The sequence below is a fragment of the Salinibacillus kushneri genome (genome assembly GCF_900111405.1).
In the GTDB taxonomy this organism is placed as follows: domain Bacteria; phylum Bacillota; class Bacilli; order Bacillales; family Alkalibacillaceae; genus Salinibacillus; species Salinibacillus kushneri.
This window is the reverse complement of record NZ_FOHJ01000005.1, coordinates 240,919-257,457: the sequence shown is the minus strand read 5'-3', so window position 1 is coordinate 257,457 and position 16,539 is coordinate 240,919. Positions and strand designations below refer to the sequence as shown.

Annotated in this window: 17 protein-coding genes, 1 tRNA gene and 1 pseudogene; 12 read left to right on the top strand and 7 right to left on the bottom strand. The window is 38.1% G+C overall.

Translation table 11 applies throughout. The annotated features are described in order from the left end of the window. Both BMX63_RS09620 and BMX63_RS09615 read left to right on the top strand, forming a co-directional pair. On the top strand, positions 1–255 hold the full coding sequence (locus tag BMX63_RS09620; RefSeq protein WP_093134706.1) for a hypothetical protein: 255 nt from the start codon (positions 1–3) through the stop codon (positions 253–255). A 28-nt stretch (positions 256–283) separates the two neighbouring features. Beyond that, entirely contained in the window at positions 284–1,408 is a 1,125-nt protein-coding gene (locus BMX63_RS09615) for a GerAB/ArcD/ProY family transporter (protein WP_177167254.1), read from the top strand. A 191-nt stretch (positions 1,409–1,599) separates the two neighbouring features. On the opposite strand, the pseudogene BMX63_RS18850 reads toward BMX63_RS09615, so the two are convergent. The 4 genes and pseudogenes from BMX63_RS18850 to BMX63_RS09595 form a co-directional block, all read right to left on the bottom strand. Beyond that, positions 1,600–1,680, bottom strand: a pseudogene (locus BMX63_RS18850) (YjcZ family sporulation protein); the annotation flags it as partial. 192 nt (positions 1,681–1,872) lie between these two features. Next, complete coding sequence (locus tag BMX63_RS09605; protein WP_093134700.1) at positions 1,873–1,977, bottom strand: YjcZ family sporulation protein; 105 nt, start codon at positions 1,975–1,977, stop codon at positions 1,873–1,875. Positions 1,978–2,138: 161 nt separating this feature from the next. Further along, on the bottom strand, positions 2,139–2,438 hold the full coding sequence (locus tag BMX63_RS17740; RefSeq protein ID WP_143060136.1) for a hypothetical protein: 300 nt from the start codon (positions 2,436–2,438) through the stop codon (positions 2,139–2,141). A gap of 526 nt (positions 2,439–2,964) precedes the next feature. Continuing rightward, the gene (locus BMX63_RS09595) at positions 2,965–3,051 is read right to left on the bottom strand and encodes a YjcZ family sporulation protein (RefSeq protein ID WP_143060138.1); all 87 of its coding nucleotides are present in this window, start codon (positions 3,049–3,051) and stop codon (positions 2,965–2,967) included. A gap of 234 nt (positions 3,052–3,285) precedes the next feature. Between BMX63_RS09595 and BMX63_RS09590 the strand changes: the two genes are divergently transcribed. Together BMX63_RS09590 and BMX63_RS09585 are read left to right on the top strand one after the other, a co-directional pair. Continuing rightward, positions 3,286–4,917, top strand: coding sequence for an acetolactate synthase large subunit (locus BMX63_RS09590; protein WP_093134694.1), 1,632 nt, complete (start codon positions 3,286–3,288; stop codon positions 4,915–4,917). 24 nt (positions 4,918–4,941) lie between these two features. Continuing rightward, on the top strand, positions 4,942–6,366 hold the full coding sequence (locus tag BMX63_RS09585) for an aldehyde dehydrogenase family protein (protein WP_245732802.1): 1,425 nt from the start codon (positions 4,942–4,944) through the stop codon (positions 6,364–6,366). 121 nt (positions 6,367–6,487) lie between these two features. Here the strand turns inward: BMX63_RS09585 and BMX63_RS09580 are convergent, their stop codons facing one another. After that, positions 6,488–7,789, bottom strand: a complete 1,302-nt coding sequence (locus BMX63_RS09580) for a Glu/Leu/Phe/Val family dehydrogenase (protein WP_093134691.1) — start codon at positions 7,787–7,789, stop codon at positions 6,488–6,490. A 425-nt stretch (positions 7,790–8,214) separates the two neighbouring features. On the opposite strand from BMX63_RS09580, the gene BMX63_RS09575 reads away from it, so the two are divergent. The 5 genes from BMX63_RS09575 (at position 8,215) to BMX63_RS09555 (ending at position 11,478) form a co-directional block, all read left to right on the top strand. Next, on the top strand, positions 8,215–9,213 hold the full coding sequence (locus BMX63_RS09575) for a DUF3231 family protein (RefSeq protein WP_093134689.1): 999 nt from the start codon (positions 8,215–8,217) through the stop codon (positions 9,211–9,213). Between the two features lie 219 nt (positions 9,214–9,432). Continuing rightward, positions 9,433–9,930, top strand: coding sequence for a GNAT family N-acetyltransferase (locus BMX63_RS09570; RefSeq protein ID WP_342732309.1), 498 nt, complete (start codon positions 9,433–9,435; stop codon positions 9,928–9,930). A gap of 146 nt (positions 9,931–10,076) precedes the next feature. Further along, positions 10,077–10,601, top strand: coding sequence for a GNAT family N-acetyltransferase (locus BMX63_RS09565; protein WP_093134683.1), 525 nt, complete (start codon positions 10,077–10,079; stop codon positions 10,599–10,601). Between the two features lie 93 nt (positions 10,602–10,694). Beyond that, positions 10,695–11,144, top strand: a complete 450-nt coding sequence (locus BMX63_RS09560) for an Hsp20/alpha crystallin family protein (protein WP_177167253.1) — start codon at positions 10,695–10,697, stop codon at positions 11,142–11,144. A 262-nt stretch (positions 11,145–11,406) separates the two neighbouring features. Beyond that, positions 11,407–11,478 (top strand) — tRNA-Val (locus BMX63_RS09555). A gap of 54 nt (positions 11,479–11,532) precedes the next feature. Here BMX63_RS09555 and BMX63_RS09550 read toward each other — a convergent pair. Further along, positions 11,533–12,510, bottom strand: coding sequence for an HD domain-containing protein (locus BMX63_RS09550; RefSeq protein WP_093134676.1), 978 nt, complete (start codon positions 12,508–12,510; stop codon positions 11,533–11,535). A 134-nt stretch (positions 12,511–12,644) separates the two neighbouring features. Here BMX63_RS09550 and BMX63_RS09545 point away from each other — a divergent pair, with 134 nt between their 5' ends. Next, complete coding sequence (locus BMX63_RS09545; RefSeq protein ID WP_093134673.1) at positions 12,645–13,262, top strand: NUDIX hydrolase; 618 nt, start codon at positions 12,645–12,647, stop codon at positions 13,260–13,262. Positions 13,263–13,386: 124 nt separating this feature from the next. On the opposite strand, the gene BMX63_RS09540 is transcribed toward BMX63_RS09545, so the two are convergent. Beyond that, positions 13,387–14,340 (bottom strand): iron-hydroxamate ABC transporter substrate-binding protein, encoded by a 954-nt coding sequence (locus tag BMX63_RS09540; protein WP_093134671.1) that lies wholly within the window; start codon positions 14,338–14,340, stop codon positions 13,387–13,389. 156 nt (positions 14,341–14,496) lie between these two features. Between BMX63_RS09540 and BMX63_RS09535 the strand changes: the two genes are divergently transcribed. Then, positions 14,497–15,516 carry a FecCD family ABC transporter permease gene (locus BMX63_RS09535; RefSeq protein ID WP_093134668.1) on the top strand — a complete coding sequence of 340 codons (1,020 nt, stop codon included), beginning with the start codon at positions 14,497–14,499 and terminating at the stop codon, positions 15,514–15,516. Further along, a complete protein-coding gene (locus BMX63_RS09530) occupies positions 15,513–16,529 on the top strand; it encodes a FecCD family ABC transporter permease (protein WP_093134666.1) in 1,017 nt (338 codons plus the stop codon). Before BMX63_RS09535 ends, BMX63_RS09530 begins: the two co-directional genes overlap by 4 nt. The last annotated feature ends 10 nt before the right edge of the window (positions 16,530–16,539 follow it).

Genomic DNA, 16,539 nt, shown 5'->3' with positions numbered 1-16,539 from the left:
ATGTTCAAAGCATTTTCAGTGCTTTTGGGAGCAGGACTTGTGTTTATATTAGATTATCGATCCCTAAAGGCAAATAAAAAATGGGACCGCAGGGTTTATATTGTTATTTTCGCTATTAGTTTAGGCGTGTGGATGCTTTATATTTTTAATGTTCAGTTTCCTTACGTGATTCAGGTAGTGGAGAAAATTTACAATCCAATTTTTGATTCGTTTAATCAAAAACTTGAACAAAAGCAGAGTTTCAGGGTTCATTAGGAAAGTTTTGTTGTGAGGAGGAATGGTTATGATTGAAAAAGGTAAAATAGACGCACGTCAATTTACGATTTTAGTCGTGATGTATACCTTAGGTACATCTATTATTGCCATTCCTTCCACAACGGCTTCTTATGCACAGGAGAATGCCTGGATAACGGTTTTGTTGACGAGTTTAATTGGTTTACTAATTGTCTTTTTGCTTAATCAAGTCAATAAAATTAATCACCATAAAAATATATTTGAGCTGTTTGAATACGTTTTTGGAAAATGGGTTGGGAAAGGTATTACGGTATTCTTTCTCCTATTTGTTTTTATCGTAGCTGGAAAAAATTTGCGACAAATTGGGGACTTTATGACAACCCACGTGCTGGTGGAAACTCCTATCCAGGTTATTATGCTAATATTTGTTCTAACCAGTCTTTATGGAGTTAAGCTAGGCTTAGAGGTAATTAGCAGAACTGGCGAAATCTTTTTTCCTTATGCGTTCTTTTCACTAGTTTTGATGATTATTTTTGTCGCCCCACAAGCTGAATTTAAAAATATTCAGCCAATCATGGTCAATAATACTGAAGGTGCGTTCTTAACGATTTTTCCTACTCTGGGAACCCCTTATTTTGAGTTAGTAGTATTTCTGGCTATTTTACCTTATGTCAATAGAATAGGTCCAGGAAAAAAGTCCTTTTATATTGGAGTTGGAATAGGATCGCTGCTTTTATTTGCTGTTACGCTTATGTCCTTATTGGTGTTAGGACCTGATTTTAGTGCTCGAAATGTCTATCCTACATATATATTGGGGAAAAAAATAAGTGGGGTACAGTTTTTAGAAAGAATTGAAATTTTAGTTGCTATTGCTTGGTTTTTTACAATATTTTTCAAAATCACCATTAATTTTTATGTATTATCACTAGGTATGAGTCATTTGTTTAACTTGAAAACAACAAAGGTGTTATCCACTCCACTGGCTTTTCTATTAATCATTGCAGGATTATATTTAGCTCCCAACTTAATCGCTTATCAAAACTTTCTCGCCCATGATTTGGCACCTTTCGCGGGTACATTTGGAATTCTTTTACCATTCATTTTGATTCTGACCGCTCGTTTACGAAAGATAAATAAAAAGAAGAAGAAAAGAAGAAAGAATAAACGATTTTAAAATGGTCGGAGAGCAGATACAAAAGGCCGCTTGTAAACAGCGGCCTTTTTCATGGTATAGGAAGTGATAAAGTTGGAGCTCAGTGCATAACAATTCAGGAATGCTCACGTTCAGTTCCAGTGAATAATCACTAGAAAGTCTTTTTACCCTCCGTACGTCGCTGAACGTGTGTTTCCTCCTTGTGTTCGATATTAATCATGTCTTAAAACAGTAGCTCCGATGATGATCAGGAGAATGAAGAGAACAACGATTAGCGCAAATCCCCCACGAAATCCTTGGCTAAATCCACCATGGTCATAGTAACAATAATCAGGTGCTCCGAATCCATATTGCATTCCGCCATATCCAGGGCCGCCAAAGTCTTGAGCACCGGCAACTCCCTGATTAAATCCGTGCATGTGTGACACAAAAACCTCTCCCTTCTGTAAAAATGTATCATCAACCATAATTATTTTACGGCCATTTTAGTAACCATAGCCAAATCCAGCACTACCTGCGCCGACGATTATAAGCAAAATAAACAACACGACAATTAAAGCAAATCCGCCTGTATATCCATAACCTGACATCTTCATATCCCTCCGCACTTGTGACTTACATGGTTCATCAACCATTCCACTAATATCCTATGAACCAGGTGAAATGTCTGTATGGGCTAAAGCATGAGATTGGTGAAAATGGGAGAATGGATTACGGTTTCTCCTGTATATGATTTAATGATAATCATTATTTACCATGGAAAGCCGTATCCGGGACGTGGCCGAGGACGTGGGCGTGGACCATATCCGAAGCCGGGACGAGGTCCATATCCAGGTCCATAACCGTAGCCAAATCCATATCCAGGTCCTGGTCCAGCCCCAGGCCCTGGTCCATATCCGTATCCATAACCTGGAACAAAGAAGTCATCAAATATAGCTCCTGCAGCTGCACCTGTTAAAAATGGAACAGCGAATCCTCCCCATAATCTTTCGTCATCTTCACGGAAATGACCATATACTTGAGGTGGTAAAGGTGGTTGTTGTTCGTACATAGCTCCCCCTCCTAAATTTTAAAAAATCCTGTTTCTTAAAATGTTGTACGCAGTGGAATGAATCTATTGTTAACAATTCGGATTTAAGCACAAGCAGCTCCTGCGATAATGAGTAAACTAAAGCAACGATTCACGTAAAATCGCCGTTCACAATGATGGTGAGATACAACAGATTCTTCCTTGAACTAGCTGAAATAGTCTTTTGAACTATCTCTACTCCCAACGTATGTATTCGGGATTATTGTGTATAGGGCACGTGACCAGAATGAGAATAATTTTATAAAAAAGTTTACTAAAGGCTTTCAGGAACTGAATGCCAAAAGAAAAAAGGGTGAATCATGATAGATATAGTTTATACGGGTGTTCAATCTTAAATAAGGTGAAGTCTTACAGATTGTTGAGGGTAGAAATGGGTGTATTTCATATTTACATCATTCATTATCAACACTGAAACGAATTTTGTTCATAATCAAATGAAAGAGGCCACTCGAACCGGTGACCTCCCTCTTAAAATGACATCTATTCATTAACCAACATAAGCCGCTCCAACGATGATGAGTAAGATAAACAGCACCACAATTAATGCAAATCCATTATTGTAACCGAATGACATAATGAGCATCCCTCCGTTGGTTTTTCGTTTGAAATAGTTATATACTATTTCTACTGCCACTCTATGTAGTTAAAAATAAAGTGTTCAGGGCAAATACCCAATCAATATAGATATAAATCCTTCACATGTAAAAGGGCGAAGCGCAGTCCGCGAATATTCTAAAAGCACTCGAGCATACTAAAATAAGGTAATTTTAGAAATGGTGAGATTGTCCCAAAGAAAGGATGATTCAAAGTGAAGGTTGCGGAGTTATTTGTGAAATGTCTGGAAGAGGAGGGGGTACAGTATGTTTTTGGGGTTCCAGGTGAGGAAAATATTGATTTAATGGATGCTTTTTATGATTCAAGCATTGATTTCATCGTGACTCGGCATGAAACAAGTGCGGCTTTTATGGCTGGAGCCTATGGCCGATTAACGGGAAAGCCTGGAGTTTGTTTAGCCACACTTGGACCAGGTGCTACCAACCTCCTTACAGGTGTAGCGAATGCTAATATGGATCATTGTCCTCTAGTAGCCATTACTGGACAAGCAGGTTTAAATCGCCATCATAAAATTTCTCATCAGCATTACGATTTAATTTCTATGTACAAGCCTGTAACCAAATGGAACGCCCAAATCAAAAAAGGTGAAATTACTCCGGAAGTCATCCGTAAAGCCTTTCAATTAGCTGGCCAGGAAAAGTGGGGAGCCACACATATTGACTTACCCGAAGATATTGCGGAAATGGAAATCGATGCTACTCCGCTTCAACCAATAGAACGTCCACATACAGAAGCTAGCAGTCAAGTCATCCAGGAAGCAGCCCATTTAATTGACCAGGCTAAACACCCTATTATTTTGGCTGGTAACGGAATAACCAGGCAGAACGCAAGGGAGGAATTAAATCATCTTGTAGAGGAAACGCAAATTCCAGTCGTACATTCATTTATGGGAAAAGGAGCCCTATCATGGAAAGATAATTTGAGTCTCCTCACAGCTGGGATTGGTGGTCAGGACTACATTACATGTGGTTTTACCGGCGCTGATTTAATCATCACTATAGGATTTGATATGGCGGAATATCCGCCAAAAAATTGGAATCCAGAAGGGAAAACGTCCATTTTACACATGGATACAGAAGAAGCAGAAACTGATGAGTACTATCCCGTTGCACAAAATGTTTTGGGCGACTTAAAAATAAATCTCAGTAAGCTCCAACAGTTTCTTTCAAAATCAGATCGAAATAACGACTGGGTTATGGATGTGAGAAATCAGGCTTTAGATGAATTAAAACAATATAAAGAAGATTCAAGTTTTCCAGTTAAGCCGCAAAAGATTATTGCCGATTTACGGTCGGTTTTAAATGAACAGGATATAGCGATTTCAGACGTCGGCGCCCATAAGATGTGGATGGCCAGAATGTATCATACTTATGAAACCAACACTTGTTTAATTTCCAACGGACTTGCCTCTATGGGGGTTGCTGTTCCGAGTGCCATAGCAACCAAAATGGTACATCCCGATCGTAATGTAGTCGCTGTATGTGGTGACGGATCATTTCAAATGACCGGAGCAGAACTCGAAACAGCCAAACGGCTTAATCTTCCTATAATTGTTTTAATGTGGCGTGATGAAGGGTATGGACTTATAGAATGGCATCAAAATAAAAAATTCAATCGTGCTTCTTATATTAAATTTGGTAATCCGGATTACGAGCTGTTAGCAAAATCCTATGGTTTTGAAGTGATGACAATTGAGAAAACAGAGGACTTAAAAAGGTCGCTGGAGAAGGCAGTTACCTTAAATAAACCGGTATTTATTGATTGTCCAGTGGATTATAGTGAAAATATGAAGCTAACTGAAAAATTAGGTGAAATCATTTGTTAGCTTTTAAAAGAGGAGGCGAAGGTGTTGATAGGTTCTATTATAAATGGTAAAGAGCTTACGAGTAAAAACAAGATGGCCATTCATAATCCCTATACAGGAGAAAAAATTGATGACATTGCACTAGCATCAAAACAAGAAATGGACGATGCTGTTAAGGATGCTTATCAATGTTTTCATGAAACCATGAAAATCATGCCCGCTCATGAACGTGCAGATATTTTACGAGAAACCGCCAACTTATTAGAGGAACGAACAGAGGAATTTGCCGAAACGGTAGTGAAGGAAGCCGGGAAGCCTATTAGCGCAAGTCGAGGTGAAGTACAGCGCGGAGTCCAGGTCCTTCGATTTGCTTCTGAAAAGGCAAAGGATATTACGGGAGAAGTGATACCAATGGATGCTGCGGTTGGCGGTAATGGGAGGATGGGATTTGCAAAACGGGATCCTCTCGGTGTCGTAGCTGCTATTACGCCATTTAATTTTCCATTAAATTTATCCCTTCATAAAATTGCACCAGCGATTGCAGCCGGAAATACCGTTATTTTTAAACCAGCTGAAAAGACTCCCATTTCTGCTTATAAATTGACTAAACTTTTTCATGAAGCGGGGTTACCTGCTAGTGCGTTAAATTTAGTGATGGGAACTGGTGAAGAAGTAGGGGATCCTCTGGTTAAACACGATCAAATACACAAGGTTTCTTTTACTGGAAGCTTACCAGTTGGACGTGCCATCAAAGAATCAGCAGGTTTTAAAAAGGTTACCCTTGAATTAGGCTCTAATTCTCCCAACATCATTTTTGCTGATGCGAATATAGAGGAAGCGGTAAAAAGTTTAGTAACAGGTGCGTTTGCGTTTTCGGGCCAGGTTTGTATTTCTGCACAACGTATTTACGTGCAAAAAGAGGTCTATGATCAGTTTCTTGAACAATATGTAAGTCTTACAGAATCTCTAAAAGTGGGCGATCCAGCTGACGAAGGTACAGATGTTGGACCCATGATAAATGAAGGAGAAGCGGAACGTGCCAAGCAGTGGATTGATGATGCGGTTGAAAAGGGAGCAAAAATTGCGGCAGGCGGTGAACGGAAGGGAACCCTCCTTATGCCAACTATCATGACAGATGTAGATGAAAATATGAAGGTTATTGCAGAAGAGGTTTTTGCACCCATCGTTTCCATTATTCCATTTGAGACGGAAGAAGAGGCCGTTAAATTTTCCAATAACTCCATTTATGGCCTGCAGGCAGGTGTGTTTACGATAGACATCCATCGTGCCTTTCGGGTAGCGGAGAAGTTGGAAATGGGCGGCGTTTGGATTAACGAAATTTCAACATACCGCCAGGATAACATTCCTTATGGAGGTGTGAAGCAAAGTGGATTTGGCCGGGAAGGTGTAAAATACGCGATTGAGGATATGACTGAATTGAAATTTATAGGTTTAAAGTTAGAGCAATAAAAAACGGGGCTGCCTTTCTGCAGTCCTTTTTGGTTTACTATAATTCCGCTCCAATCAACTTGGTAGAAAATCAACAATAAGCTTTAAAGCACCTCAGCTAATTGAGGTGCTTTACTAAGCTTTACTCTACATCCATCCGTGCTTTTACCCAGCCCCTGGCATGGAAGGCTTGAACTAAATGTTTGATGGCTGTTGTATATGCAGCATCGCGCATGCGGGATTTTTTTTGTTTTTGGATTTCGAGAACTCTGTTAAAGCCTTCGACCATCCGTTCTTCCAGCTGATTATTGACTTCATCCTCTTTCCAATAGTAATTCATCGCATTTTGAACCCATTCAAAGTAGGAAACCGTTACACCTCCAGCGTTACAAAGAATATCAGGGATGATGAAGATTTCTTTTTCTTCTAAAATGGCGTCTCCTTCTGGGGTTGTTGGACCATTTGCGGCTTCGGCTAAAATTCTCGCCTGAATTTTCGGTGCGGTTTCTTTTGTTACTTGATTTTCAATAGCTGCAGGAATCAGAATGTCCACAGGTAGAGCGAACATTTCTTCGTTTTCGATTGAATCGGCTTCTGAAAAGTCGGATGCAACATTTCCTTTGCTTACAAAGTCTAATAATTTTGGTATATCCAGTCCATTTTTATCATAGATTCCACCTTTTGCATCTGTAACAGCCACAATTTTTACCCCCATTTGATGGAGGAACTTTGCTGTCATACTCCCGACATTTCCAAATCCCTGGATAGCAGCCGTTGCATTCGTTAGGTCTAAATTCAGATAGTGGGCAGCTTCACGAATCGTAAATACAACTCCACGTCCTGTAGCAGCAATTCGCCCTTGCGAACCACCAATAATAAGAGGTTTCCCTGTTAAAATTCCTGGAATATTGTAGCCCCGCAATTTATCAAACTCGTCCATCATCCAGCCCATAACTTCCGGATTGGTATTCACATCAGGTGCTGGAATGTCTTTTTGTGGACCAATGATAGGAGTAATCGACCGAATATAGGAGCGGCTGAGCTCCTCAAGTTCTCTTTCATTTAATTCGTTCGGATCAACGATAACCCCGCCTTTACCACCACCAAATGGAATATCCAAAATAGCTGATTTCATTGACATCCAAATAGAAAGAGCTTTGACTTCATCTAATGTAACGGATGGGTGAAATCGAATCCCGCCTTTTGTTGGCCCCAAAACATCATTATGTTGAGAACGGAACCCTGTAAAATTCTGAAATTCACCATTATCCATACGTACAGGTACAGATACCTCCATGACTCGCATCGGTTTTTTTAATATATGATAGACATTTTCATTCATGCCCAGGTTGGAAACGGACTCTTTAATTAAGTTCTTTACTATTTCATATGGATTTTTATGATGCGTGGTAATATCTGCTTCATGTTTATTTAACTCTTGCATATGCATTCCTCCAAACATTTTATCCCTATTAGTAAAGTCCCTCTTTCCTGTTTTTTTATGTACGGACTGCTGATAAGACTTAATCGTATCATCTAGTCATGCTTGTAATGAACATTTCCTAAAGGAATGAATAATAGTCGGTTTATTAGAACAAAATAAAGGTGCATATTAATCGTTCGTTGTCATTAGCCTTTTTTATAAAGGGGGGATAGGTGTGCGCAGGTTTCTTATTTGGTTGATGCTAATCTTGGTACTCAGTATTGTTCTTAGTTTTAGAATGCGGAGGCTATTTTATTGGATTTATTATATAAGAAGGCATGTGCTCTTGTTTTTTAGAGATCGCTTTTATTATCTTAAAGACAAAGTCAGCTGATCATTGAACAAGGGTTAATATTCAATATAAATGATTAGGGGTATGGAAAGATATGATGAAAAAAACACAAACGAATCAACAGTTAACACCAGCAGAAATGGGGAAAATGTGGGCTACATATATGGGAAATACAATGGCAATATGTGTTCTGAAATTCTATCTTCGTCATGTGGAGGATAGTGACATTAAAAAAGTTTTAGAACATGCTTTGAATTTAAGTGAACACATTGTCAAGGAAATGGAGAAGTTCTTTAATGAAAGCAATTTTCCAGTACCAAAAGGTTTTACAGAGGATGATGTAAACTTAGAGGCACCAAGATTATTTGAGGATATATTTTATCTGTATTACTTACAATATACAGGTAAAGCAGGATTAAGTTTGTATAATACAGGAATTCCTTTGATGACGAGAACGGATATCCGTGATTTTTATATTCATACACTTGATTTAACTTTGAAGCTCACTTCTGATGTTAATGATGTTTTACGAAAAAAAGGTCTTTTAATGAATCCGCCTGAATCTATTCCCCCAAAACAAGTGAATTTTGTAAACAGTCAAAGCTTTTTAAATGGCATATTTGGAAATGTCAGGACTTTGCATGGTTTAGAGGTTGCACACCTGTATGACAATATGAACAATGATGCTACCAGTAAAGCCCTGATTATTGCTTTTAGTCAGGTAGCAAAGCGTGAGAGAGTTAGAAAATATTTAATAAGAGGAAGAAAAATAAATGAACGACATTTAGACACTTATAAAAAGAAGCTTGAAAATGATCAAATTCCTGCAGCCAAAACCTTGGATCATCTTGTAACAAATTCCACAATTTCTCCATTTTCAGATAAACTTATGCTTTATCATAAAATTGATATGTTTTCGATGAAAATAAGGACTTTTGCAAATGGAGCCTCTCTTAATGGAAGACGTGATATTGGGGGGATGTATGCAAAGTTTTTATTAGACGTTTCCTTGTTTGTAGAGGATGGAGCCAATATAATGATTGACCATGGTTGGATGGAGAAGCCACCAGAAGCACATTATACTAACTTTTAAAAGTGAAAAATTATTTTATAGATCGTCCCTTAGGGGCGGTCTTTTTATTACAATCCAATTCAGAAAAGTGCCAATCTTTCCTGATTCTTGTGTTAAAATGTATGATACGGTGAGTTTACTTCTAAAAGAATGGGAAATCCAGAAGACAAAAACTTATCCTAAGCGTACAAGATGCAACAGATTTCTTATGATGAATGGATTTAATTCACCCTGAAAGGAATGGCATTAAAAGGAATCCGGACTCATTCCGGATGGTTAATGTATCTAACAGAAACTAAGAAAAAGGAGCTGCTTACATTGAAATTAATTGAACAATCCAACCAACAGGCTCGTGATTTTATCCGTAAGAAACTGATTGAGTACAATATGGATCAACTTCCCGACCATTTAAAAAAGCCAAAAGAAGATATCAGTTTTTTACTAAAAAATGACAAGGATGAAATTGTTGGCGGTATTACGGGAACTATTTATTGGGACCACTTACACGTTGATTTCCTATGGGTGGATAATCGGGAGAGATCACGAGGGAATGGGACTAAGCTTTTGAATAAAATAGAGGATTTTGCAAGGACTAGAGGATGCAACTTTATGTTTCTGGATACCTTTAGTTTTCAAGCTCCGGAATTTTATCAGAAAAACGGGTTTGAAGTGTTTGGTACCATTAATAACCATCCAGTAGAGGGGCATCAGCAATATTTTCTCATTAAAAGATTTTAAGTGAAAGCTGATAAGATGAATTTTCGTTATCAGTCTATTTGTTAAATACTATGAAGCATGTATTTCTTTTATCTGAATGGAAACTGTTTTCCATGAACCAGAGGGTCTGGTCTTATTTGAAACGATACCGTACTGGGGGATATTTTATGATTGAATTACAACCTTTTGAGCGCTCTGATTTTCAACAACTAATCGCATGGATTGAATCATCTGCCTTTATGCTGCAATGGGGAGGACCTAACATTGATTATCCATTAGATGAAAAGCAGTTAGAAGAATACATAAAGAATGCAGATACTATGGCATATAAAGTAGTAGAGCAGGAGTCGGGAAAAGCAGTAGGGCATATCGCTTTGAAACAAATCAACAATAAAACAAGATCTGCTAGAATAAGCAAAGTTCTTGTAGGGGATAAAGGTATGCGGGGCCAAGGAATCGGGCAACAAATGATAAAGGAAGTGTTAAAAATTGCCTTTGACAACCTTAGATTACATCGAGTGAGCTTGGGCGTATTTGATTTTAATGAGTCAGCCATTGCCTGTTATGAAAGGTGTGGCTTTGTGAAAGAAGGTTTACGAAGAGAGGTTGTCAGGAATGAGGACAAATATTGGAGTATTTATGAGATGAGTATGTTAGAGGATGAGTGGTCGAAGGTGAAACAAATCACGTAATCGGTCAATGGCCTAATTTTCTATGTCGCCCATGAACTCATCAACCTTTCTGCATAGTTTAGTAGTAAAAACAGAGGAAAGGAGCAGATGAGCATGGGTTCTAATCGTGAAAGACTGCCAAGAAGATTGAATGATTCTCCGTTTCAAAATATTATGCAGCAGATGGATCATTTTTTTCAGGAGTCGATGAAAAATTTTGATTCTCTTTTTCAACTGAATTCGTTCCATGTGGACATGTTTGAGGATGACACAAATGTTGTGATAGAAGCGGACTTACAGGGATATAAAAGAGAGCAGATACAAATAAAACCTTATGGGAATCACTTGAAAATTGCGGTGGAGAATTCTAGCGTTTTGGAAGAACAAAATGAAAATACCTCGTATATTCATCAGCAGCAGACCTTTCAAAGAATGGAACGCCTAATCGCTCTACCATTTCAGATTTCCGAAATAGACACAAGAGCGAGTTTTAAAGAGGGTCTGCTTACCATCACCATTCCAAAAGATAAAACCAACTCTGGATTTATAGACATAGACGGTTGAGCGGTAGAAAGCGCTCAACCCTTCAACGTTTTTAAGGAGTGTGAACAGGCCCCCGACCAGAAGAGCAAAAGCTGTAAGTGCTCGTTTGACGTAAAGAGGTGAAGGGAGTCTCACTAGTCGTTCGTCGTTGGAACTGGATGTGGCCATTTGTTTCTCCACTGTGGCCCTGTAATCAAAATTTGCATTCGGTGTACTAGTAACATATTGACAATGATATATAAACAAGTTATATTTATTCATGTCGACAAAACATTACATATATGACTCCGTAGCTCAGCGGGAGAGCACTTGCTTGACAGGCAAGGGGTCGGTGGTTCGAATCCACTCGGAGTCACTAGATAAAAATACTCTTAGTCCATTTTTAGATTAAGAGTATTTTTTGTGAATGTTAGTTTGCCAGGATGCTTACATACATTCCTTCTTCAGCTTTTCGTTTTGCATGTTCATTCATCCTTTTAATTTCATCTGACAATAAGGAAGAAGGGATAAGCCGGTTTTCATATACTACAGATGGGTCAATAAGCCGTACTTTCTTTTTACTAAACAAATCAAAGTTCATTTTATCTTCTTTAACTCTTACATTTCGGTGGACTCTTGAAAGAAGCTCATTAACGTCTTTGTCATCAGACATTTGTAACGTTTTGATTACTTCTTCATCCGCTTCCAGTAATTGGTCTTCGTTTATAATATTTTTCGCTAAAGCTTTTTTTAATGTCTCAGCTAAAGCATGATAACCGTAAATATTAAGTGGATCCATAAAGAAATCAATAACCTCTTTATAGTATGTATTCACAAACCATTTAGCTGCGGCTATGTTTTTTAAACCTATTTTTCCATTTTTAATTATTAAATAATCAAGGAAATCATGTGTTTCCTTTAACGTGATACTTTCATAGCGATACATATCTCTTAACGTATAATCGATTCGATCAGCACATAATTCAGGTGCTGGCTGTTCAAGCAATTTCCATTTCGAATGATCCAGTAGAATGTCTTTATAATCATAACCGTATTTTCTTAGAATACCAGGGATATCAGATTCTGTTATGATTTGATGATAGATTTTTTCATGGTAATCTTCATCTCTATTTTCAAACACAAAATCGATGACATGTGAAAATGCCGTATGGGATACATCGTGAAGTAGTCCCGCTATTTGTTCCTCTAAAGAACCGCCAAGTCTCCGGATTAACAGCATAACTCCTATTGAATGTTCATATCTCGTTACATTCCACTTTTCATTAACGAAATAGCTTGCTCCACCCTGGTATACACCTTTTAATCTCTGGAGAGGCCTGCTTAAAACGAGTTCTTCAAGAACGTATTCGATAATGTAATCCCCGTAGATATCATCGGATAATTTCACCTAATCACTCTCCCTTTATAATAAATTCTTATATAATCGTGATAAAATATCAATGATATTTTATCGTGTAGTTCCTTTGTATTATGGGAAATGTGTTAAACTGTATAAAACAGAATTGAGGTAAGGTGTTCATATTGAGTGATAAATGGTTAGAATGGGCAAAGAAAATCCAATCTCTGTCACAAGCAGGGTTAACTTTTTCAAAGGACATATATGATATTGAACGGTATGAGGAATTGAGAAAAATTAGTAAAGAGATAATGGAGCAATATACAGGGTTGGAAATGGAAAAAATAACAGAATTATTTGCAAATGAAACCGGTTATCAAACACCTAAAGTGGATATACGTGGGGCAATTTTTAAAGATGATAAAATTTTAATGGTACGTGAAAAAATCGATGATAGATGGTCTTTACCTGGTGGTTTTTGTGATATCGGATTATCGCCCACTGAAAATATAGTAAAAGAGGTGAAAGAGGAGTCAGGCTATGATGTGGACGCTAAAAGATTGGTTGGACTGCTTGATTTAAATAAGCATAATCATCCACCTCAACCTTATCATTACTATAAAATATTTATACAGTGTGAATTAACAGGAGGTCAAGCAGAGACAGGAATCGAAACAAAAGATGTTAGATTTTTTTCTGAGAGTAATCTTCCTAAGCTTTCAACTGGCCGAAATACACAGGACCAAATTAAAATGCTTTTTGCGTTTTTTAGAAATCCGAATAAAGAACCTATATTTGATTAGTCTTATACTGGAAAGGTATTCTACTATATAAAAAATAAAAAGTTTGATTGGCAGAGTGTGGTTATCCATATTGTAAAAAAAGCGTGTGATGATTGCATCCTGAGAATCATCACACGCTTAAAAACTACTCGGCTAAGTGCTCTAGAACGTCTTCAATTGTTTTTTCTGAGGCAATCAATCCAGTATTAGTCCAGTTACTTGGGTCATTTAAGATATAGACGTTTCCATTTTTGGCAGCAGGGGTGCTTTGCCATACGGAGCTGTTTTTTAAGGTTTCAATTCCTTGTTCACCTTCTGTGGCAAGGAGAAAAACATGATCCGCTTTTAATTCCGATAGTTTTTCGAGGGAAATAGGATTCCATTTTGTTTGGGAATCACCGAGACCTTTAACAAGTTCAGGCGGTGTAACCCCAAGTTCAGAATATAGAATCTCAGCACTGTGGCGGTTTTCTTCAAAAAGGAAAAATTGATTTCCCTTCGTCCATATGACGGCAGCCGTCTCACTTCCTATCGAATTTGAGAGCTGTTCTTTAGCATCTTTTACTTTTTCATTATATTGACTAAGGACTTCTTTAGCTTTATCTTCCTTGTTGAGCATTTTGCCAAATACTTCTAACTGTTTGCGCCAGCTATTGGTCGTTTCTTCTTTCATCACATATGTAGGAGCTATTTTCTGATAGTCTTCATAAGATCCTTCGTAGCTATCTATACCGTGTTCTAATATGATGAGGTCTGGATTATGCTGCAAAACTTGTTCAACGGGCAGATTCCATTCTATTTTTGGAATATCCTTTAAATCCTGTTCTAAATAATCTTGGATACTCTTACCGATTGCCCACTTAACAACTGGAGTTATACCTAATGCAAGGAGTGTATCTTCGTGATATGGTGCGATAATTTGTTCCGTATCTCCCGGAATGGTAACCTTTCCCATCTTACTATCGATAGTCACATCGTTGTTTTGCGCCTTATCCTGGTTACTTTTTTCGGTGTTATTTCCGCCGCACCCAGAAACAATAAGAATAAGCGCTAACAAAATTGTGCTGAACGTGAAACGAATTTTGTTAAATGTATACATATGGACTCTCCTCTATGTTATAATTCTATATAATGGTAATGATAATCATTATCAATTAATTTGTCAATGAACGATTGGATTTATTCCATAAGCGATAAGAACCCTTGTCCTTTTTGTTTTGTTAAGGTAAACATAGTGGGGGTATAGGAGAAAATCATGTTATCAATCATACACCGCTCAAGTACTTTAAAAATTATCATTAATATTATAACCATCATGGCTTTAGTTTTTTCAATTGGATTATCCATAGCTGTGGGAGCAGTGGACATCCGTTTATCTACTGTGTGGGAGGCTATTTTCCATTTTGATAAAGATGTTACTTCACATCAAGTCATCCAGGAGCTTCGACTTCCTCGAGCGTTTGCGGCTGCGATGGTAGGAGCTTTTTTAGCTGTTTCTGGTGCTATAATGCAAGGAATGACAAGAAACCCGTTAGCTTCTCCTTCCATTATGGGGGTCACTCATGGAGCGTCCTTTGCTCTTGTATTGATGCTGGCTTTTTTTCCAGCTGTCTCAAACTTGGGGTTAACTGTTTCATCTTTTCTAGGAGCAGGAATTGCGGTAACCCTTATATTTATGGTTGGTTCTATATCAGCTGATGGACTCACTCCTATAAAACTAGCTCTGGCTGGGGTTGCAATTGGTACAATGCTAAGTTCCTTATCATCCGTTATTGCCCTCCATTTCCAGATTGAAAAGCAACTTGGTTTTTGGCTCGCAGGTGGAGTGGCAGATGCTAATTGGACTTCTGTTAAATTTCTATTGATTTCTGGTGCAATTGGGATGATTATCGCCCTTACGATTGCCAAATCGATTACAATCCTTAACCTGGGAGAAGACGTAGCAACAGGGCTAGGACAAAATCATTTTATGATAAAAGTTTTTGGGATTCTAGCGGTTTTAATCTTAACTGGAGCAGCAGTTTCAGTAGCTGGCGTTATCGGATTTGTAGGGCTGGTTATTCCACATATAACCCGTTTTATTGTTGGAAGAAACTATGGTTGGATTATTCCAACATCTGCATTGTTTGGAGCACTATTACTGGTTTTAGCGGATGTTGGCGCGAGAATGATTAATCAACCATTTGAAACACCAGTGGGTGCTATTACATCTCTTATTGGAGTTCCATTTTTCTTATATCTTGCCCGCGGCAGTAGTGGGGAGGGGAAATCATGAAGTCATCAAATCAAAATCAGGAAAGTCGATTTCCCAGTTTGGCTGGTTTTCTGATTTTACTTATTGTAATGATGTTTTTTGTTACTTTAAGTATTGGAGTTATCCCAATATCTCCATTAGACGTCATCCAAACGTTAATGCTTCAAGGGAGCGATAGGCAGGAACTCGTATTATTCGATTTTCGTTTACCAGGCATTATATTGGCTATTCTAATTGGGGCCGGGTTGTCGGTATCTGGAGTTATTCTTCAAGGATTGACACATAATGATTTGGCTGATCCTGGTATTCTGGGTATTAATACGGGAGCAGGGCTTGCCGTAGTCTTATTCATATACTTCTTCCAAGGCACACTTGGTACGAATATGTCTATTTTTATCATGCCTTTCTTTGCTTTAATAGGCGCATTATTTGCAGCTGTATTGATTTATGCTTTAGCTTGGAAAAATGGGGTAAGTCCTATTCGTCTTATTCTGGTAGGAATTGGTGTGAATGCTGGTTTCAGCGCTTTATTAATGATTTTTCAACTGAAAATGGATCCACAGGATTTCAGGCAGGCAACCGTCTGGCTTTCAGGGGATATATGGAATCCAAGCTGGATGTTCGTAGCTGCTTTATTACCCTGGATTGGTATTCTTATTCCGTATGTCCTTTATAAAGCTAAAGTATTGAATGTATTACATATGGGAGATGATGTAGCTGCGGGGCTTGGAGCCAATGTTGAAAAGGAAAGAAGAATGCTATTGATCACAGCTGTTTGTTTAGCTGGGGCCAGTGTAGCAGCAGGAGGGGCGATTGCATTTCTTGGATTAATTGTTCCCCATATTTCACGAAAATTAATCGGTTCTCTCCACCAATATATTATTCCTATCTCGACCTTGATTGGGGCTTTATTGTTAATGATAGCTGATACTATCGGAAAAAATTTGTTAAGCCCAACACAGATTCCTGTAGGTATTGTTGTTTCCATACTGAGTGCACCATATTTTGTTTATCTTTTAATAAAGTCGAAGTAGGATAGAGGAG